This is a genomic window from Streptomyces sp. NPDC001002 (assembly GCF_053599215.1).
The window spans coordinates 24,260-43,951 of sequence record NZ_JBSFLV010000037.1; the positions used below are offsets into that span (position 1 = coordinate 24,260).

Annotated in this window: 16 protein-coding genes; 6 read left to right on the plus strand and 10 right to left on the minus strand. The window is 71.8% G+C overall.

The window, feature by feature from the left end; all coding sequences use genetic code 11:
* The first annotated feature begins 4 nt into the window (after positions 1 to 4).
* Positions 5 to 847 (plus strand): FAD binding domain-containing protein, encoded by an 843-nt coding sequence (locus ACWDR3_RS18720; protein ID WP_450353594.1) that lies wholly within the window; start codon positions 5 to 7, stop codon positions 845 to 847.
* A complete protein-coding gene (locus ACWDR3_RS18725; protein WP_450353595.1) occupies positions 844 to 3,609 on the plus strand; it encodes a molybdopterin-dependent oxidoreductase in 2,766 nt (921 codons plus the stop codon). Before ACWDR3_RS18720 ends, ACWDR3_RS18725 begins: the two co-directional genes overlap by 4 nt.
* A 23-nt stretch (positions 3,610 to 3,632) precedes the next feature.
* Here the strand turns inward: ACWDR3_RS18725 and ACWDR3_RS18730 are convergent, their stop codons facing one another.
* Positions 3,633 to 4,259: a YigZ family protein gene (locus ACWDR3_RS18730; protein WP_450353596.1), complete on the minus strand. Its 627-nt coding sequence runs from the start codon at positions 4,257 to 4,259 to the stop codon at positions 3,633 to 3,635.
* A gap of 106 nt (positions 4,260 to 4,365) precedes the next feature.
* Between ACWDR3_RS18730 and ACWDR3_RS18735 the strand changes: the two genes are divergently transcribed.
* Positions 4,366 to 6,375: an amino acid transporter gene (locus ACWDR3_RS18735; RefSeq protein ID WP_450353597.1), complete on the plus strand. Its 2,010-nt coding sequence runs from the start codon at positions 4,366 to 4,368 to the stop codon at positions 6,373 to 6,375.
* An 80-nt stretch (positions 6,376 to 6,455) separates the two neighbouring features.
* Here the strand turns inward: ACWDR3_RS18735 and ACWDR3_RS18740 are convergent, their stop codons facing one another.
* From ACWDR3_RS18740 to ACWDR3_RS18780, 9 genes are all read right to left on the minus strand, one after another.
* Entirely contained in the window at positions 6,456 to 7,004 is a 549-nt protein-coding gene (locus tag ACWDR3_RS18740) for a SixA phosphatase family protein (RefSeq protein WP_450353598.1), read from the minus strand.
* Positions 7,001 to 7,804, minus strand: coding sequence for a hypothetical protein (locus ACWDR3_RS18745; protein WP_450353599.1), 804 nt, complete (start codon positions 7,802 to 7,804; stop codon positions 7,001 to 7,003). Before ACWDR3_RS18745 ends, ACWDR3_RS18740 begins: the two co-directional genes overlap by 4 nt.
* Before the next feature lie 108 nt (positions 7,805 to 7,912).
* Positions 7,913 to 9,265 carry an aldehyde dehydrogenase family protein gene (locus tag ACWDR3_RS18750; RefSeq protein WP_450353600.1) on the minus strand — a complete coding sequence of 451 codons (1,353 nt, stop codon included), beginning with the start codon at positions 9,263 to 9,265 and terminating at the stop codon, positions 7,913 to 7,915.
* Positions 9,266 to 9,523: 258 nt separating this feature from the next.
* Complete coding sequence (locus ACWDR3_RS18755; protein ID WP_450353601.1) at positions 9,524 to 11,296, minus strand: asparagine synthetase B family protein; 1,773 nt, start codon at positions 11,294 to 11,296, stop codon at positions 9,524 to 9,526.
* Between the two features lie 96 nt (positions 11,297 to 11,392).
* Positions 11,393 to 11,926, minus strand: coding sequence for a hypothetical protein (locus ACWDR3_RS18760; protein ID WP_450353602.1), 534 nt, complete (start codon positions 11,924 to 11,926; stop codon positions 11,393 to 11,395).
* Positions 11,927 to 11,984: 58 nt separating this feature from the next.
* Complete coding sequence (locus tag ACWDR3_RS18765; RefSeq protein ID WP_450353603.1) at positions 11,985 to 13,049, minus strand: hypothetical protein; 1,065 nt, start codon at positions 13,047 to 13,049, stop codon at positions 11,985 to 11,987.
* A 122-nt stretch (positions 13,050 to 13,171) separates the two neighbouring features.
* On the minus strand, positions 13,172 to 14,296 hold the full coding sequence (locus ACWDR3_RS18770; RefSeq protein ID WP_450353604.1) for a hypothetical protein: 1,125 nt from the start codon (positions 14,294 to 14,296) through the stop codon (positions 13,172 to 13,174).
* On the minus strand, positions 14,293 to 15,327 hold the full coding sequence (locus ACWDR3_RS18775; protein ID WP_450353605.1) for a hypothetical protein: 1,035 nt from the start codon (positions 15,325 to 15,327) through the stop codon (positions 14,293 to 14,295). Before ACWDR3_RS18775 ends, ACWDR3_RS18770 begins: the two co-directional genes overlap by 4 nt.
* Positions 15,324 to 16,052, minus strand: coding sequence for a cupin domain-containing protein (locus ACWDR3_RS18780; RefSeq protein WP_450353606.1), 729 nt, complete (start codon positions 16,050 to 16,052; stop codon positions 15,324 to 15,326). The genes ACWDR3_RS18775 and ACWDR3_RS18780 overlap by 4 nt, the downstream gene beginning before the upstream one ends.
* Positions 16,053 to 16,207: 155 nt before the next feature.
* Between ACWDR3_RS18780 and ACWDR3_RS18785 the strand changes: the two genes are divergently transcribed.
* The 3 genes from ACWDR3_RS18785 to ACWDR3_RS18795 all read left to right on the plus strand — a co-directional run bounded on the left by ACWDR3_RS18785 (position 16,208) and on the right by ACWDR3_RS18795 (position 19,646).
* Positions 16,208 to 16,615 carry a CoA-binding protein gene (locus tag ACWDR3_RS18785; protein WP_450353607.1) on the plus strand — a complete coding sequence of 136 codons (408 nt, stop codon included), beginning with the start codon at positions 16,208 to 16,210 and terminating at the stop codon, positions 16,613 to 16,615.
* Between the two features lie 134 nt (positions 16,616 to 16,749).
* Entirely contained in the window at positions 16,750 to 18,387 is a 1,638-nt protein-coding gene (locus tag ACWDR3_RS18790) for an APC family permease (RefSeq protein ID WP_450353608.1), read from the plus strand.
* Between the two features lie 68 nt (positions 18,388 to 18,455).
* A complete protein-coding gene (locus ACWDR3_RS18795; protein ID WP_450353609.1) occupies positions 18,456 to 19,646 on the plus strand; it encodes a 4-hydroxybenzoate 3-monooxygenase in 1,191 nt (396 codons plus the stop codon).
* Positions 19,647 to 19,692: the final 46 nt, after the last annotated feature.

The following is a 19,692-nucleotide window of genomic DNA, read 5'->3' on the forward strand; positions in this document are numbered from 1 at the left end:
GGTCATGGACCTGAACACCGTGGTCGAGATCCGGGACGCCCGGCACCCGGCGCCCTGGCGGCCGGGCGACGCCTGGCTGGGCGGCGGCACCTATCTGTTCTCCGAGCCCCAGCCGCACCTGCGCCGCCTGGTCGACCTGAGCCGCACCGGCTGGCCGCCCGTGCGACTGCACCCGGACGGCTCCGTGGAGATCGCCGCGACCTGCACGATCGCCCAACTGTCCAGGTTCGCGCGGACGTTGACGGCCGAGGCGGCCCCACTCTTCGAGCAGTGCTGCCGGGCCTTCCTCGCCTCGTTCAAGATCTGGAACATGGCCACGGTGGGCGGCAACCTGTGCAACGCCCTCCCGGCCGGCCCGATGATCTCCCTCACGGCCGCACTGGACGGCGAGTGCCTGCTCCTCGCCCAGGACGGGGTACGACGCCGGGTGCGCGTGGCCGACTTCGTGACCGGCGCGGGCCGCAAGGCCCTGGCCGAGGGCGAGTTGCTGCGCTCGATCACGCTGCCCGCGCGGGCGCTGGCCTGCCGTACCGCGTTCCGACAGGCCTCGCTGTACGGGCTCGGCCGCTCCGGCGCCCTGGTCATCGGCGCGCTGGACCCGCTCGACCACTCCCTCGCCGTCACGGTGACCGCCGCCACCGTGCGGCCGGTGCGGCTGTGGTTCCCGCTGCCGCCGACGGCACGGGAACTGCGTACCGCGATCGATTCGGCGGTCGCCGACGGCGAGTGGTTCGACGACATCCACGGGCTGCCCGCGTGGCGCCGGCACATGACCTTGCGGTTCGCGGAGGAGATCCGCCGCGAGTTCGAAGGCGCGGGCACGACGAAGACAGAGGTCACGCCATGAACGTCGAGGTCAACGGGCGCTCCTTCGCCGACGAACCGCGCCCCGGGCAATGTCTGCGCACCTATCTGCGCGAGCGTGGCTGGTTCGGGGTGAAGAAGGGCTGCGACGCGGGCGACTGCGGGGCGTGCACGGTCCATGTGGACGGCGAGCCCGTGCACAGCTGTCTCTACCCCGCCTTCCGCGCCGACGGCCGATCCGTCACCACCGTCGAGGGGTTGGCCGCGCCCGACGGCGAACTCCACCCCGTGCAGCGGAAGTTCCTCGACGCGCAGGGCTTCCAGTGCGGCTTCTGCACCGCCGGGTTCCTGATGACCACGGCCGCCCTGGACGAAGACCAACTCACCGATCTGCCACGGGCGTTCAAGGGCAACCTGTGCCGCTGCACCGGCTATCGCGCGATCGAGGACGCGGTACGCGGGGTGTGTCACGTCGAGGCACCCGACGCCGGCGAGTCCGTCGGCCGCAACCTCCCCGCCCCGGCCGGTCCTCAGGTCGTCACCGGCACCGCCCGCTACACCTTCGACATCGACGTGCCCGGGCTGCTGCACATGAAGCTGCTGCGCTCCCCGCACGCACACGCCCGCATCACCGCGATCGACACCACGGCCGCGCTCCAAGTCCCGGGCGTCCACGCCGTGTTCACCCACCACGACGCCCCCGAACGGCACTTCTCCACCGCCCGCCACGAGCACCCCACGGAGGACCCGGACGACACCCGCGTCCTCGACGACACCGTGCGGTACGTCGGCCAGCGGGTGGCCGCGGTCGTCGCCGACAGCGAGGCCGCCGCCGAGGAGGGCTGCCGGCGCGTCGAGGTGACGTACGAGGTGCTGCCCGCGGTCCTCGACCCGGAGGAGGCGATGCGGCCCGGCGCGCCGGTCGTGCACGACAAGGACGCGGCCACGGCCCGGATTTCACGTCCCCGGGACAATGTCGTCGGCGAGGCGCACGGCGAGATCGGTGACGTCGAGGCCTGTTTCGCCGAGGCGGACGCCGTGTACGAGGAGACGTACCGCACCCAGCGCGTGCAGCACGCCAGCCTGGAGACGCACGGGGCGGTGGCCTGGTTCGACGAGGACAACAGGCTTACCGTGCGCACCAGTTCACAGACCCCGTTCCTGACCCGGCGCGCCCTGTGCGCGCTGTACGACCTCCCCGAGGAGCAAGTGCGGGTCGTCGCCGGGCGGGTCGGCGGCGGCTTCGGCGGCAAGCAGGAGATGCTCGTCGAGGACATCGTGGCCCTCGCCGTGCTGCGCCTGCGCCGCCCGGTGAAGCTGGAGTACACCCGCGCCGAGCAGTTCTACGGGGCCACCACCCGGCACCCGTTCACGATCGCCGTGAAGATCGGCGCCCGTCGCGACGGCACACTGACCGCGCTGCGCCTGCGAGTTGTGTCCAACACCGGGGCGTACGGCAATCACGGGCCGGCCGTGATGTTCCACAGCGTGGGCGAGTCCATGGCCGTCTACCGCGCCCCGCACAAGAAGGTCGACGCCTACTCGGTGTACACGCACACCGTCCCGGCAGGCGCCTTCCGGGGCTACGGGCTCGGTCAGGTGATGTTCGCCGTCGAGTCCGCGCTCGACGAACTGGCCCGGCAACTCGGCCTGGATCCGCTGGAGTTCAAGGCACGCAACATCATCGGTCCCGGCGAGGCGATGATCACCCCGGGCGGCGAGGAGGAGGACCTGCACATCGCCAGCTACGGCCTCGACCAGTGCCTCGCCGTCGTCCGCCGCGCCCAGGCGGAGGAGACCGCGAGCGGGGCGGAGGACGTCCCCGAGGGCTGGCTGACCGGTGAGGGCGCGGCCCTCGCGATGATCGCCACAGGGCCGCCCGGCGGTCACATCGCCGATGCGAAGGCCACCCTCCTCGCCGACGGAACCTTCGATCTCGCCGTCGGCACCGCCGAGTTCGGCAACGGAACCACCACCGTGCACCGCCAGATCGCGGCGGGCGAACTCGCCACCACCGTCGACCGGATCACGATCCGCCAGTCCGACACCGACGTCGTACGCCATGACACGGGCGCCTTCGCCTCCACCGGAACCGTCGTCGCGGGCAAGGCCACCCTGCGCGCCTCCCGCGCCCTGGCCGACCAGTTGCTCGACTTCGCGGCCGCGCATCTGCGGGTCCCTCGCGCGGAGTGCCGACTCGGTGAGGAAGCCGTGCTGCACCCGGGCGGCCGGCTCGCACTCAAGGAACTGCACGCCGCCGCGCGGGCGGTGGGCGTCGAGTGCACCGCCGACGGGCACTTCGGCGGCACCCCGCGCTCGGTCGCCTTCAACGCGCAGTGGTTCAAGGTGGCCGTCGATCCCGGCACCGGTGAGATCCGCATCCTGCGCAGCGTGCACGCGGCCGACGCGGGCAAGGTGATGAACCCGATGCAGTGCCGGGGCCAGGTCGAGGGCGGGGTCGCCCAGGCGCTCGGCGCGACCCTCTTCGAGCACGTCCGGATCGACGACAGGGGCGCGGTGGAGACGGCCGCGTTCCGCCGTTACCGGCTGCCGCAGTACGCCGACGTGCCGCGTACCGAGGTCCACTTCATGGAGACGGCCGACACGATCGGCCCGCTCGGCGCCAAGTCGATGAGCGAGAGCCCCTTCAACCCGGTCGCCCCCGCCTTCGCCAACGCCCTGCGCGACGCGACCGGCGTCCGCTTCACGGAACTTCCGTTGACGCGGGACCGGGTGTGGCTGGGATTGCGGGACGCCGGCGTCCTGGCCGACGTACAAGCCCCCCTCCGCGCCGACGCCCCCTGACCCGATCGGCCGGGGGAGTCCGCTCACGCGTCCCCGTACGCCTCCCCGCCCAGCTCCAACTCCGCAGTCCCCGCGGTCGCGTCCGCGAGCCAGGACCGCAGGGCGTCCACGTCGGCGTCCGGAAGGGCGATGTCGATCGTGACCGCCTCCCCGTACCGCACGTCACGGACCTCGCGGCCGGTCGCGCGCAGGTCGTTCTGCAGCTTGCCGGCGCGTTGGTGGTCGACGGTGACCGTGGCGAGGCGGTAGCGGCGGCGGGTGCGGGTGCCGAGTTCGTCCAGGGCCTCGCCGACCGCGCCGCCGTACGCCCTGATCAGTCCGCCCGCGCCGAGCTTGACCCCGCCGTAATAGCGGGTGACGACCGCGACGACGTACCGCATCTCGCGGCGCAGCAGCATCTGGAGCATGGGGACGCCCGCGGTGCCGCCCGGTTCGCCGTCGTCGCTGGCCTTCTGGACGGAGGCGTCGGCGCCGATGACGTAGGCCCAGCAGTTGTGGGAGGCGTCGGCGTGCTCCTTGCGGATCGCGGCGACGAAGGCCTGAGCCTCCTGCTCGGTGGCCGCCGGGGCGAGGGCGCACAGGAAGCGGGAGCGGTTGACCTCGGTCTCGTGCACCCCCGCGCGGGCGACTGTGCGGTACTCGTCCTGCATCCGTCCACCCTATGACCTGGTGCTGTCGCCCCCTTCGGCGGTGCGGGCGAGGATGTCAGGGACCCATCGGGGGCGGCCCGGCCGCGACGCGTACAGGGGGCACGGCATGAGCGGCGCAGAGGTGGACAAGAGTGGCAGCGTGAACTCCCCGATCTCTTCGACCTCCGCGGCCTCCCCTTCCCCCGGCGTCAAGGCGCGGCTGCGCTCGTGGCTGCTGGACGGGCTCAGTCAGCAGTCGGCCCGTCACCAAGGGCCACATGCCGCCCCGCAGCCCGAGGAGAAGGGCCACACCTGGTGGCGGGTCATGTGCCTGACCGGCGTCGACTACTTCTCCACCCTCGGCTACCAGCCCGGCATCGCCGCCCTCGCCGCCGGACTGCTCTCCCCGCTGGCGACGCTGGTGCTGATCGGGCTGACCCTGCTCGGGGCGCTGCCCGTGTACCGCCGGGTGGCGCACGAGAGCCCGCACGGCGAGGGGTCGATCGCCATGCTGGAGCGGCTGCTGTCGTGGTGGTCGGGGAAGATCTTCGTGCTGGTGCTGCTCGGGTTCGCGGCCACCGACTTCATGATCACGATCACCCTGTCGGCCGCCGACGCCGCCGCGCACGTCGTCGAGAACCCCTTCGCCCCGCACTGGCTGGAGGGCGAGAACCTCTGGATCACGCTGGTGCTGGTCGGTCTCCTCGGCGGGGTGTTCCTGAAGGGCTTCCGGGAGGCCATCGGGATCGCGGTGGTGCTGGTCGGGACGTATCTGACCCTCAACGTGGTCGTGCTCGCCGTCTCCGCCTGGGAGGTGCTGAGCCATCCGGTGCGGATCGGGGACTGGACGGACGCCATGACCGCCGAGCACTCCTCGCCGCTCGCCATGGTCGGGGTGGCGCTGCTGGTGTTCCCGAAGCTGGCGCTCGGCATGTCCGGCTTCGAGACCGGAGTCGCGGTGATGCCCCAGGTCAAGGGCGACCCGACGGACACGTACGCCAAGCCCACCGGCCGGATCCGGGAGACCCGCAAGCTGCTCACCACGGCCGCCGTGATCATGAGCTGCTTCCTGCTCCTGTCGAGCCTCGCCACGACGATCCTGATCCCGCAGGACGACTTCAAGACCGGCGGCCCGGCCAACGGACGCGCCCTCGCCTATCTCGCGCACGAGCATCTGGGCCAGGTCTTCGGCACGGTGTACGACGTCTCGACGATCGCCATCCTGTGGTTCGCGGGCGCCTCGGCACTGGCCGGTCTGCTGAACCTCGTACCGCGCTATCTGCCGCGCTACGGCATGGCTCCCGAATGGACGCGGGCGGTGCGGCCGCTGGTGCTGGTGTTCATGCTGGCCGCCGTCCTGATCACGCTGTGGTTCGACGCGAACGTCGACAAGCAGAGCGGGGCGTACGCGACCGGTGTGCTGGTGCTGATGCTGTCCGCGGCGTTCGCGTCGACGGTGGCCGTGCACAAGCGGGGACACCGGCGGGCCGCGATCGGCTTCGGGGTGATCACTGCGGTGTTCGCGTACACCCTGGTCACGAATGTCGTCGAGCGGCCCGACGGCCTCAAGATCGCACTGATCTTCATCCTCGCCATCCTGGTGACCTCGTTCGTCTCACGGGTGCACCGGGCCTTCGAACTGCGCGCCACGGAGGTCACGTTCGACGAGACGGCGGCCCGACTCGTGGACGAGGCGGCGGGCCGCGGACCGGTCCAGCTGATCGCCAACGAACCGGACGACCACACCACCGGGCAGTACCGCGCCAAGGAGTACGAGCAGCGGGCACACACGCACATCCCCGAGGGCGAACCGCCACTGTTCCTGGAGGTGTTTGTGCGGGACTCCTCCGACTTCCTGTCGGACGTCACCGTGCACGGCGACGAGAAACACGGGGTACGGCGGCTGCGGGTGTCGGGCCCGACCGTGCCCAACACCATCGCCGCGGTCCTGCTGTCGATCCGCGACCGCACGGGCCAGGTCCCGCACGCCTACTTCAGCTGGACCGAGGGCAACCCGGTCAGCCACCTCTTCCAGTTCCTGGTCTTCGGCCACGGCGAGGTCGCGCCGGTCACCCGTGAGGTGCTGCGGCGGGCGGAGCCGGATCCGGAGCGGCGGCCGTGGGTGCATGTGGGGTAGGGCAGTTGGGGTAGGGCAGTTGGGGTAGGGCAGTTGGGGCGAGCCCGCGGGCGGCGCCCCTTTCCGGTCTGCTTCCTGCCCTACTGCCCGCTCTTCTTGCCGCGCGGCACGAGCATGTTCGTCAGCAGCGCCGTGCCGGGAGCGAGGGCTTCCCAACTGGTGCCGTGCCAGGCCAGTACGGCGATCGCGGAGGTCGGGAACTTCAGCCGCACCTCGTCCAGCGCGTCGTCGAGGCCGTCCTCGGCGAGTTCCAGGACGAGTTCCTCCAGGCCGGGGTTGTGCCCGACCACGAGCAGCGTCTCCACCTCGGCGGACACCTCGTGCACGACATCGAGCAGTTCGGGCACGTCGGCGCCGTACAGCCGCGGGTCACGCTGGACCTGCGGCGGGGTGCCCCACTGGGCGGACGCCAACTCCCAGGTCTCGCGGGCCCGTACGGCGGTGGAGCACAGGGCGAGGTCCGGCAGCAGGTCGTGCTCGGCCAGCGCGCGGCCCGCGGCGGGCGCGTCCCGGATGCCGCGCGGGGCGAGCGGTCGTTCGTGGTCGGGAACGCCCGCCGGCCAGGCGGACTTGGCGTGCCGCAGTACGACCAGCCGACGCAGCGGACCGAAGCCCGCGCGGGCGCTCACGCCGACGATCCCAGGTCGCGGGAGAGTTCGAGGCCGAGCAGCCGGTCCGCGTAGACGTACGTCTCGAAGCGCGCCCCCTCGGGCAGTTCCGTCGACGCCTCCACGTCGGCCAGCACGCGCAGTACCTCGGGCACGTCCAGGTCGTCCTCCCAGGCCGCGCGCAGCCGGGCGCGCACCTGGTCGGGGACCGGCCGCGAGGGGTGCCGCGCCCACTCCGCGACCGCCCGACGCCAGCGCCGGAGCGTGTCACCGGCCTCGGTCAGGGCGGCCTTGTCGAGCCGCGCGGGGGTGGCGCGGGGCGGGGTGAGGAGGGCGAGACGCAGCACGGCCGGGTCGACCCGGTTCGCACTCAGGTCCCCGGGCCGCAGCGCCTCCGGATGGCCGAGATCATCCGCCGCCACGTCCACGGGTGCTACGGCGACCAGGACCCCGTCCGCGGGGGCCGTGCCGTCCGCCTCCAGCACGTGCACGACCTGCGATTCCCCCAGTCCGGAACCGACGTCCCGGGTGTCCTCGAAGGGCCGGATGCCCAGCGCGGCACTGTCGGCGCGCAGTTCCGCCTGGTCCCGGTCGCCGGTCAGCAGGGGCCAGACCGGGGTACCGCCGAGTTCCAGTGTGCGGACGAGGAGATCGGCGACCAGCAGCACGCGCAGGGCGCCGGTGTCGTGGCCCCGCACATGGGCCTCGACCCTGGTCAGCCGTCGGCGGACAGGGGCGGCGTCGACGGGTCGACCGGTTCGGGCGTCGGTGATGCGCAGCACGCAGCGAGCGTAGGCGGGCGGCGGGCCGCGCGCAGGCATCCCGCGCGTTTTCCGGACAGAGATCACGGATGGGGGTCCTGAGTGAGGTCCCGGATCGAGGTTCCGGACCGAGGTCCCGGATTCCCCCAGGTGCGCGGGCCGACGCCGTCAGTTCCCCCGTACCAGCCGGGCGGTGATGGTCTTCGGGCGTTGGTACTCGGGCAGGGCGAGGGTGCTCAGGTCCGTGCCGTGGCCGGAGGCGCCTCGGCCGCCGTGCGGGAGTTCGGCGGTCTGGACGAGGTGGCAGTTGAGCCAGGCCTCCCCCGCGTTCAGCCGGCCGGCGAGATCGAGGCCGGTCGTCAGGTCGCGGGTCCACACGCTCGCCGCCAGCGCCTGGAGCACTCCGTTGGCAAGGGCGATGGCCCCGTCCAGGTTCTCCGCCGACTGCACGGTGAGCAGCGGGCCGAAGACCTCTTCGACCACCGCCGGGTCGTCGTCGGGGAGGTCGGCCAGGATCCGGGTCGGGCGCCAGAAGCCGTTCTCCTCGCCGGGCCCGGAGGCGATGTCGGCCGCGAAGTTCCGCCTGGCGGCGGAGGACTTGACGATGCCGTCGTAACGGGCCAACTGGTCCGGGTTGTTGAGCGGACCGAAGTCCCGGCCCGCGAGGCAGTCCCGGGCCGCGGCGGCCAACCGCTCGACCGTCTCCTCGTAGTTCTCGCGCAGGGTGATGACCCGGGCGGGGGCGGCGCAGCTCTGACCGGCGTTGTAGGTGCAGGCGCGGGCGAGCTGGGTCCAGGTGTCGTCGGGGGCATCGGGCAGGACGAGCGCGGGGGCGTTGCCGCCGAGTTCGAGACTGACCCGGCGCCCGCCGGCCCGCGCGGCCACATCGGCGCCGGCCGTCGCACTGCCGGTGAACGCGACCATGTCGACGTGGGCCTCGACCAGCAGCCGACCGGTCTGCCGGTCGCCGGGGAGGGCGGTGAGGACTCCGGGGCCGAGCGCTTCGGCGGCGTGCTCGGCGAGGAGGGCCAGGGTGTCGGGGGTCGTCTCGGCGGGCTTGGCGACCACGGTGTTCCCGGCGGCCAGGGCGGGGGCGCATCGCCAAGTGGCTATCATCAGCGGGTAGTTCCAGGGGACGACGACCGCCACGACCCCGAGGGGCTCCCAGCGCACCCAGCTCTCGTGGCCGTCGACCAGGCGTCCGGCGGCCGGTACGGACTGTGCGCGGACGGCGGAGGCGTAGAACCGGAAGAGGTCGGCGACCTGCGCCACCTCGCCCGTCGTCTCGCTCGCGGGCTTACCGGTGCCGGCGGCCTCACGAGCCACGTACTCGTCGGCGTGCTCCTCCACCAGCACGGCCAGCCGCTCCAGCCGACGGGACCGCTCCTTGGGGGTGAGGCCGCGCCAGCCGGGGAGTGCGGCGCGGGCGGCCTCGACGGCGGACCGCACGTCGCTCTCGCGGGCGACGGGGGCGGTGCCTCGGTCACGGCCGGTGCGGGGGTCGATGAGGGTGGTGTTCACAGTGCGGTTGCCTCCATCGTGCTGTTCACAAGACACCGGCGGATCCAGCCGGTTCGCTGCCATTGGCCTTCACAGGGCCTGGTCGTGTTGACTCGGTTCACAGCCACGGTCTTCGCGTCGACCCGTTTCACGGCACGGCTTTCGCGTCGACCCGGTTCACGGCCAGAGCCTTCGCGTTGACTCGGTTCACAGCCTGCGTGTCGACCCGCCCCGCGGCCTTCGTGTTGACCCGGTTCACAGCGTGCGTGTTGACCCGGTTCACAGGTCATACGCCCGCAGCCACAGTTCCAGCGTGAGCACCAGCCACAGCTTCCCGCCCTGTCGGGGCAGCAACGTGCCCTCGCCGCGCAGCCAGGTCCGTACCGTCTCGGGCCGGAACAACCCCCGCTGCCGTGCGGCCCGGCCGAGCAGCAGATCGCCGCCCAACTCCCGCAGCGGCCCGCTCAACCACTGCTGCACCGGAACCCGCATCCCGCTCTTGGGCCGGTCCACGACGGTCGGGGGCAGCAGATCCCGTACGGCTTCCTTCAGGACCCACTTCTCGCTCGTGCCCCGGAGCTTGAGCGTGGGCGGGGTCGCGAAGGCGTGGTCGATCACCCGGCGGTCGAAGAGCGGGGCACGGCCCTGGAGCCCTTGGGAGGCGGTGAGTCGTTCGACCTTGGTGAGGATGTGGTGGGCGCCCTTGGTGCGCAGGTTGCAGTGGAGGAGTTGGTTGAGCAGGTGGCTCATCCGGTCCGGGCCGGTGAGGTAGGGCTCGACGAAGCGTTGCGGGGCCGGCGCGGACTCCAGGGCGGACAGCGCATCAGCCGTCAACAGATCCGGGAGGTCGGTCCAGCACTTACGGTACGAGCGCAGATACGCGGTGGCCCGGTCCTCGTACCAGGGCGAACCCTGCGCTCCCGGCGCCCCCGCGTGCATCTCCTGGACCAGCATCGGGAGGTTCTTGGGCCCGCCGAACACCGGGTCGCCGCCCTCCCCGTTGAGCACGGTCCGCAGTCCGTCGCCCGCAACCGCCTCGGCGAGCAGCAGGTTCGGCACGGTCAGCGGGTCGCCGACCGGGCTGTCGAGCAGGGCGGCCGTGTCGGCGAGGCGCGCGGCGACCGCCGTACCGGAGACCGTCAACACCCGGTGCCGGGTGTGGCAGTGGGTGGCGACGAGGCCCGAGTAGCCCAGTTCGTTGGGGAGTTCGTCGCCGAAGCTGATGGAGTACGTGTGCACGGGGTGGCCGTGCAGCTTCGCGGCGAGCGCGGTGACGAGCGAACTGTCGATCCCGCCGGACAGCAGCACACCCACCGCCTCGGCCTCGGGCAGCCGCCGCGCGGTGGCCTCTTCGAGGAGCGCGCGCAGGGCGAGGACGTGGTCGTCGGATCCCCCGAACTCCCCCTCCCCCAGGCGCTCTTGAGGCTCCCAGTACACCGTCTCCGTCACCGTCCCGTCGGCCGCCAACCGCAGCACCCGGCCGGGCAGCACCTCGCGCACGCCCTCCAACAGCGTCTCGTCGCCCGGCAGATAGGCGAACGTGAGGAAGGAACGGACGGCGGACAGGTTCATACGGGTGCCCAGGGCGGGCCAACGGCGCAGTGCTCGCAGGGAGGTTGAGGCCGCCCAGGCATCGGCGGCCCGGGCGTAGAAGAGGGTGCGGGCGCCGACGTGGTCGCGGATCAGCACGAGGTCGTGACCGTCGAGGACGGCAAGAGCGAACATGCCTTCGGCGAGCGCGACACCCTCCGCGCCGAGCCTCGCCCAGCAGCGCAGCAACAGCTCGCCGTCACCGGTGTCTTGAGGGGCGGGGGCGCCGTCGGCGACGAGCGCGGCCAGCAGGTCGGCGCGGTTGTGCAGGGTGACCTCTCCCACGGCCCGCAGCCCGTACGCCTCGAACGGCCCCTGGGCATGGCCGGGTTCGTCCCGTACGAGCGCGAGACCGGGCGCGACCGTAGAAGCACCCATGGCCGCGAGGTGCGCGTCGGCGGCGCCGGGCCGGCCGTCGGTGGGCGCGGTGTCCGACGCGAGACTGACGCAAAAGCGCGTCATCGGGGAGTCCTTTCCTGTTGCCGCGTACACGAACAGCCTTGCACGCGCGCCTTGTTGGCAGCGTTGGCCGCGTTGGCCGCCAGCTGCCACGCCCGGTCAGCCGAAGTCGTCGTCGCTCCAGCCACCACCGTCGTCACCCCAGTCCCCGCCGTCCCAGTCACCGTCACTGCCACTGCCGCCGTCCCCTCCCCCTCCCCCACCGCCGTCGCCTCCGGAGGACGCGCTCTGTGCCTGCTGGCGCAGTTCCTCTTCCTCCTCCGGGGTGAGGGCGAGCGGCGGCAACTGGGAGGCGGTGATGGCAAGTCCGGCCACGCCGAGACCGACGAGGAGCGCGCCCATCCGGCCGCCGAACGACGTCCGGTTGATCATGAGAGTCTCGCCGCGCCCCCAGAGCGTGCGGCCGTAGCCGATGTCGCGCCCGTAGGTCACCGTGCCGTCGGCGAGGGTGCGCTTGACGATCTTGTCGCCCAGCAGTTCGTCCGTGCCGGTGTTCTCCCGGTCGTCACGCCAGAACACCTGGCCGGCCTGGCCGCGCCAACGCCATTCCTGCCGACCGTCCTCGTAGGTGCGGTGGACACTGCCGTCGGCGAGCAGTTCGTCCGTGTAGCCGATTTCGCGTGGGCGGATCATCGTCGTAGGTCCTCGGGTCTGCGGCGGACGGGCATACGGTCCTCGGGGCGGCGGCGGATCATGCGTCGGGCCAGGTCATGAACCCGGCGCTGCGCAGACCGCGCAGCTCGCCCCAGACGGAGTGACGGGTCGGGCGGGGGCCACGGGTGAGCCGGAGTACGGCACGCAGCAGCTTGGCCGGCGGCACCGCGGCGACCTCGGCGAACCGACCCGCGGCCAGCCAGTCGACCTCCGCGGGCCGAAGCCCGGGCGGCAACGGTCCGAACGGCGGCACCGGGCGGGGCCGGCGCCCGGCCACCAGGCGAAGCGTCTGGGCATGCCGGGGCACGAGTCCGAGCGAGGCGACGCGGACGGGCAGCCCCGCAAGTCCCTCGGCCACCTGGGCAGGCACCCCACCGGGCCCCTCGGCGACTCGGGCGGACTCCGCACCGCTTTCCTCCAGCACCGGAGCGGACTCTGCACCGAGTTCCTCCAGCACCGGGGCGGACTCCGCACCCGGCCCGTCGCCCACCAGAGCAAGTCCCGGCCCGCTCCTCTCTCGCCCCCGGACGGCCACCCGCCCCAACCCCTCGCGCACCCGACCCGGCAGCCCGATCCCGGCAGGGCTCGCGTCGTGCAGGACGTGCACGGTCGCGCCCTCGGCTCGTTCCAAGGCGGCCAACAGACGGGGATCGAGCGGCAGATCGTCCTCGGCGCTCAGGACGGGACAGGCCGCCTCCAGGTGCACATGGTTGGCCAGCAGCATCTGAGCGATGGCGCGGTCCTGGCAGATCAGCAGCCGGGGCAGCGCGTAGTCGTAGAGGTCGGGCTCACGGGCCGGACCACCGATCGTCGGGCCGGCGGTGGCGTTCGCGTCGGCGGGAGCAGGAAGCAACCCCGGCAACCCCGCCGCCCACTCCGCGCCGCGCAGCACCTCGGTGAACCGGGAGAGCCGCAACGGCGGGGCCGGGCTGTGCGGGATGCGGCGCACCGGCGCGGGGGTCGGGCGCAGGACGCGGCAGGTCTCGTAGTACAGCTGGCGTTCGGTGAAGCGGAGGTTTCCGGGCGCGGCGGCCCGCTGCGCGGCGACGGTGATCGCCCGCTTCAACAGCGCCCGGCCGACCGGGTTCAAGGTCGTCGGCATGTCAATCCCCGTCCCTCACCGGAGAATCCGAGGATCCCGACCCACTCATGATTCCGACCCCGGCGCCGGCGAGCGCCCCCTCCCACAGCACCCGACAGACCCGGTCCGTCAACCTCGGCATGTCAACTCCCGTCCCTCACCGGCGAGTCCGAAGACCCCGGCCAGCTCATGAATCCCACCCCGGCGGCCTCCCGTCGTTCCCTCGCCAACGCGCCGCGGGCCTCCCGCACGGCTCGCTCGACCGCCGACTCCAGCAGCGCGGGCGGAACCGCGGCGACGGGGCTGAACCAGCCGCGGGTCAGCCAGGCGGCCTCCCTCGGCGCCCTTCGCACCAACTTCCGCAGCCAGTCGGGCTGTTCCTGCGGCTCACCGAGCACGGCGGCCGGCGGGTCCTCGTGGAGCCGTACGGCTTTCCGGTTGTCGAGGACCGCCCGCACCGGCAGCCCCGCGTCCACCACGACCCGTCGGGGGGTGAGCGCGCGGGCGTCGGCGACCAGTTGGAAGCCGCGTGCGCTCGCATCGTGGAGGACCACCACGGGTCCGGGGCCGGTCAGTTCGGAGAGCCCGGCGGCGAGTGTCAGGTTCAGCCGCCCCGGGATCCGATTGACCGACAGGAAGACGCGCACGACCCGGTCCGGACAGAGGAGTTCGACCGGCTGCGGCTGCTCTGGCCCGGGGTCATCGCCCTTGCGCGGGCCGGTGACCTCGTGGGTGTCCCGGTACTCCTGGTCGTTCACGATCCCCGGCGGCAGGCTTCCGTACGCGTGCACCCACCACGTGCAGATCATCGTCCGGAACTCCGCGAGCGTGGGCACCACTTGGGCGCCCGCGCCGCGCGCGGGCCGGGGCGGCTCCCCCTTCGCCAGGGCGAACACGTAGACGGCCACCCCCACGCACGCCCACCACAGCAGCCCGGCGAAGCGCATGTCCTGCATGCGGATGCCGAGTGCCACCAGCCCGACGACGAGGATCGCCCCCACCGTGCGCCCGATCCATACGGGGCGTCCACTCTTCGGGACCGCCGCCCAGGTGGGGTTGTCGATCCGGGCCAGATACCAGAGCTGGGTGACGGTGACCTGGCGGCGGCCGCTGCCGGTGGCCTTCTCGGCTATGCGCCGGATGCGCGTGTCGTGCATGCCCCGGCCCTTCGTCCTGGGGTCCAGGGCGAACTGGCGCCCGCAGCGCGAACACACATTGCCCGTACGTTCCTTGCGCAGCAGGGAGGCCTGACAGTTGGGGCAGATCATCTCCGCTCCTCCGGCCAGGTCAGGAAGCCGACGGAGGCGGCCCGCCTGCGTACCGGGTCGTCCGTCGCGCGGGCCCGCTCGACGGCCCGGGAGACGACGGCCAGCAGCTTGGCCGGCGGCACCCCGACGAGCGGGAACCCCCACCCCTTGCCCAGCCACTTCAGCTGCGCGGGGCTCAACTCCCCCTTCGCCGCGAGCTGTTCCATGACCCACGCCTCCGGCGCCTCGCCCCGCAGGGGCACCGCGCGAGTGGGCCCTTGCACGGCTACCGGTGGCAGACCGATGTCGACGACGCGGCCGGTCGGCAGCGCGGCACGGATCTGGTGGGTGAGCAACAGGCCCTGGGCATCGGCGTCGTGGAGCACCAGCAGGGTCCGATCGGGCGCGGCGGGCAGCGAGTACGGCTCGGCGACGAGCGTGAGGCCGTACCGTGCGGTCAGGCCCGCCGCGTCGAGGAAGGCGGCGACCGAGCGGTCGGGGCAGACGAGGACGATCCCGTCGGAGGGACCAGCAGCGGCACCGACCGGCGGTGCGGTCGCCGGATAGGTGCGGTCGTCGACCACTCCGTCCGGCAGCGCCCCGTAGACGCTCCGCCACTCCTCCATCGGACCGGTGCGGAAGGCCTCCCGGCCGAGCAGCGGTCGCCCCCGGCCCACGCCTGCCGACCACGCGATCACGACGCCGATCGCCGCGAGCAGCAGCAGACCGGCGACGACAGTGACGGCGACGACGTGCGTGCCCAGCCCGAACACCCCGACGAAGAAACCGATCAGGGTCAGCCCGAGGGCGCAGCCCACCTCGACCCGGGCGCTCCGCAGCGACTTTCGGGACAGGGCGTACCACAACTGCCCCGGTGTGCAGGGGACTTGGCCCTCCTGCCCGAGCTTGAGGACGATCCGGCGGACCCGCAGGTCGTTGAGTTTCAGCGGGTTGGTCTTCGGGTCCAGGGCGTACCTGCGCCCGCACTTGCCGCAGACGTTGCCGGGACGTTCCTTGCGCAGCAGGGACTGCTCGCAGTGCGGGCAGATCATCGACGGCCCTCCAGTCCTTGCGCGAGCCGGCGCAACCGGGCGGCCAGCCGCTCCCGCGCGGTGGTGACACCCGGCCCGCGCACCTGCTGGACCCGCTCGATGTCACGCAGGGCGGCGGCGAGTTGAAGGTAGTCGGTGGCGGCGAGGGTGCTGGTGCGCGCGCCCGCCGAGCCGATGTCGTCGTACGCCGAACCCAGGTCGTCGTACGCAGGGCCGCCGGCCCTGCGTTCCGCCTCGGGCGCGGTGATCGCGTAGTCCTCGTGGTCGATGCCGTAGCCGGTGTTGGCGGCGAGGATGGTCAGCGGGGCCGGGCCCCGGTTGGCGAAGGAGTGCGGCATCATCTCGGGGATGCGGATCAACTCGCCCGGGGTGAGCGGGACTTCGGTGACGCGGCCGCGCTCGGTGTCGTACAGTCCGCAGGCCGCGTAGCCGAGGCTGAGGACGAAGTGCTCGCCGCCGTGCGCGTGCGGGGTGAAGGCGCTGCGCGGGCCGACGATGCCGAGTTTGACGGTGGCGTTGGAGGGCCGCTCGGGCGACGTGGCCGCGTCCCCGACCAGATAGTGGGCGAACTGTCCGTCGTCGATGAACCGCAGCAGGTCCCGCTCGGGCCCCAGCTCCCGGGCGCCGTCACGATCCGCGAGGACGACGGAGCCGTCGGCGCTCAGCCGGTACAGCCGTACCCCCCGCGGCAGTCCGGACCCCTCTTCACCTGCACTGCCGAACAAACGCGCCTCCCCCAAGAGCCGTTCACATACGCGTTCGCATGGTATGCCGATGGTCAAGAACAGCACATGGATACGAGGAATCATCACGCCCCGCCCCCTGTTGTGTCTGGGTAACAGGTCTTGGACAAGACCCCCGCATCCCGAGGAGACCGAGCGTGTACGGCGACTCAGCGACAGTCCGCAAGATCCTCACCGAGCTCGGCGACACCTGGGCGGTCGTGGGCCTGTCGTCGAACAAGCAGCGCGCGGCCTACGGTGTCGCAGCCGTCCTGCAGCGCTTCGGGAAGCGGATCGTGCCCGTGCACCCGAAGGCGGAGACGGTGCACGGGGAGAAGGGGTACGCCTCGCTGGCGGAGATCCCGTTCGAGGTCGACGTCGTCGACGTGTTCGTCAACAGCGACCTCGCCGGAGCCGTCGCCGACGAAGCGCTCGCCATCGGCGCGAAGGGCGTCTGGTTCCAGCTCGGCGTGATCGACGAGAGCGCCTACGACCGCACCCGCGCGGCCGGCCTGGAGATGGTCATGGACCGGTGCCCCGCGATCGAAATCCCCCGACTGCGTTAGGCGCGGTCCAGGATCCACCCTCACCCTGGTCAAGATTGGACCAGGGGTCTTCTGCGCGCCCATTTCTGATTTCTAACATGCAACCTCTCAGGCAATGAAAGTTTATATACATTTCATGAGAGGGCGCTGAGAAAATGGTAAGCGTCGAACACGCCCCCGCGGCGGAGACAAGAGGCCCCAGCGGTCTGCGGAGGGACGTCGGACTCATCGGTCTGATGTGGGCTTCCGTCGGTTCCATCATCGGTTCGGGCTGGCTGTACGGCGCCGAGAAGGCGGTCGTGGCAGCCGGACCCGCGGCGATCATCTCGTGGGTGATCGGCGCGATCGCGATCGTCCTGCTGGCCCTGGTGCACGCCGAACTCGGCGGCATGTTCCCGGTCGCGGGCGGCACCGCACGCTATCCGCACTACGCCTTCGGCGGCCTGGCCGGCATGTCCTTCGGCTGGTTCTCCTGGCTGCAGGCCGCGACCGTCGCCCCGATCGAGGTCGAGGCGATGATCGGCTACGCCGGTCACTGGCACTGGGCACAGGGCCTCCAGCACACCGACGGCACACTGACCCCGAGCGGCCTGGCGACGGCCGTCGTCCTGATGGCCGTGTTCGTCGCCGTCAACTTCTTCGGCGTGCGCGCCCTGGCGCACACCAACAGCGCCGCCACCTGGTGGAAGATCGCCGTCCCGCTGGGCGCCATCTTCATCATCGCGGCCGGCAACTTCCATCCGGGCAACTTCACTTCGGAGAGCTTCGCCCCGTTCGGCGCCAAGGGCGTGCTCAGCGCCATCAGCGGCAGCGGCATCATCTTCGCGCTGCTCGGCTTCGAGCAGGCCATCCAACTGGCGGGCGAGAGCCGCAATCCGAAGCGGGACCTGCCCCGGGCGACGCTGGGCTCGGTCGCCATCGGCGCGGTCATCTACCTGCTGCTCCAGGTCGTGTTCATCGCCGCGCTGCCGCACAGCACCTTCGCGCACGGCTGGGCGCACCTCAAGTACGAAGGGATCAGCGGCCCTTGGGCCGGTCTCGCGACCCTGGTCGGCCTCGGCTGGCTGAGCGTGGTGCTCTACCTCGACGCCGTCATCTCCCCCGGCGGCACCGGACTGATCTACACCACCGCCACCTCCCGGGTCTCCTTCGGCCTGGCCAAGAACGGCTACGCGCCCAAGCTCTTCGCCCGCACCGACGCCCGGGGCGTGCCGTGGTTCGGCCTGATCATCTCCTTCGTGACCGGTGTGGTCTGCTTCCTGCCGTTCCCGAGCTGGCAGGAGCTGGTCAGTTTCATCACCTCGGCGAGCGTGCTGATGTACGCGGGCGCGCCCCTGGCGTACGGCGTCTTCGCCGACCGGCTGCCGGAGCACGACCGCCCGTACCGGCTGCCGGCCGGCAAGGTGCTCTCGCCGCTGTCGTTCGTGGTGGCCAACCTCATCATCTACTGGGCCGGTTGGGACACCCTGTGGCGGCTGGGCATCGCGATCGTCCTCGGTTACGTCCTGCTCGGCGGCTACGCCTGGTACGCGACCTCGACCCGTCAACCGGACGCGCCCCGGCTGGACTTCAAGGCCGCCCAGTGGCTGCCGGTCTATCTGCTGGGCATGGGCGTGATCTCCTGGCAGGGCGGCTTCGGCGGCACCGGCCGTATCGCCCTGTGGTGGGACATGCTGCTCATCGCCGCCTTCTCGGTCGGCATCTACTACTGGGCCCGGGCGACCGCTTCCCCCGCCGATGAGATCGAGCGGAGCATCGAGGAGGTCGTGGTGACGGACGCGCCCGCGCACTGACGGACGGCGGTGCCCGTCGGCCGCGGGGAGCCCTGCCGCGTCTGACGGGCCACCGTCATAATGCTCGGGTGACTTCCGCTTCCTTCCCCGTGGTGATCGTGGGCGCCGGACCCGCCGGCCTCACCATCGGCAACATCCTGCGCGCCGCCTCCGTCGACTGTCTGGTCCTGGAGGTGGAGTCCCGCGAGTTCATAGAACGCCGGCCCCGGGCCGGGGTGATCGAGGAGTGGGCGGTGCGGGGCCTTGAACAACGAGGCCTCGCGGACAACCTGTTGGCGCGGGCCGAGCTGCACACCGAGTGCGAGTTCCGGTTCGGGACGCGGCGCCACCGGTTCTCGTACCACGAGCTGACGGGGCATCACCACTTCGTCTACCCGCAGCCGTTGCTCGTGACGGACCTCGTGCGCGAGTACGCGGACGTGCGCGGTGGGGCGATTCGGTTCGGCGTCCGGGACGTCCAGCTGCACGACATGGATTCGGACCGTCCCTCGGTGTCGTACACCGACCCGGAGACCGGTCAACGGCAGCTCGTGCACTGCGACTTCGTCGCGGGCTGCGACGGGGCGCGCGGGGTGACACGGACCGCGCTGCCGGAGCGGGCCCGAATAGCGCGGCACGACTACGGCATCGGCTGGCTGGCGCTGCTCGCCGAGGCACCGCCCTCGTCGGACTGCGTGCTGTTCGGCATCCATCCGCGCGGGTTCGCCGGACACATGCCGCGCAGCCCCGAGGTCACCCGCTACTACCTGGAGTGCCCGCCCGGCGACGACCCGGAGAACTGGTCGCACGACCGCGTCTGGAGCGAGTTGCAGGAGCGGCTCGGCGCGTCCGACCGACCGCCGCTGACGGAGGGGCGGTTGATCGAGAAGCGCGTCCTCGACATGCACAACTACGTGGTCGAGCCGATGGTGTTCGGCCGGCTCTTCCTCGCCGGGGACGCGGCCCACCTCACGGCCCCCATCGCGGCCAAGGGCATGAACCTCGCCCTGCACGACGCCTTCCTGCTCGGCGACGGACTGGTCTCCTACCTCACGAAGGGCGAGGCGGGCGGCCTGCACGGCTACTCGGACGCGTGCCTGCAACGGGTCTGGGACTACCAGGAGTTCTCGCAGTGGCTGTCGGACGTCTACCACGGCACGTCCTCGGGCGACCCGTTCCGCGCCGGCACCACACTGGCCCGGCTGCGCCGCCTGTTCACCTCACCCGCGGCGGCCGGCGCGTTCGCGGAGCAGTACCTCGGCGAGGACTCGGCCAGCTGACCGGGCGCGCTGAGGAACACCCCGGTCGGCTGTGCTGAGGGGCACC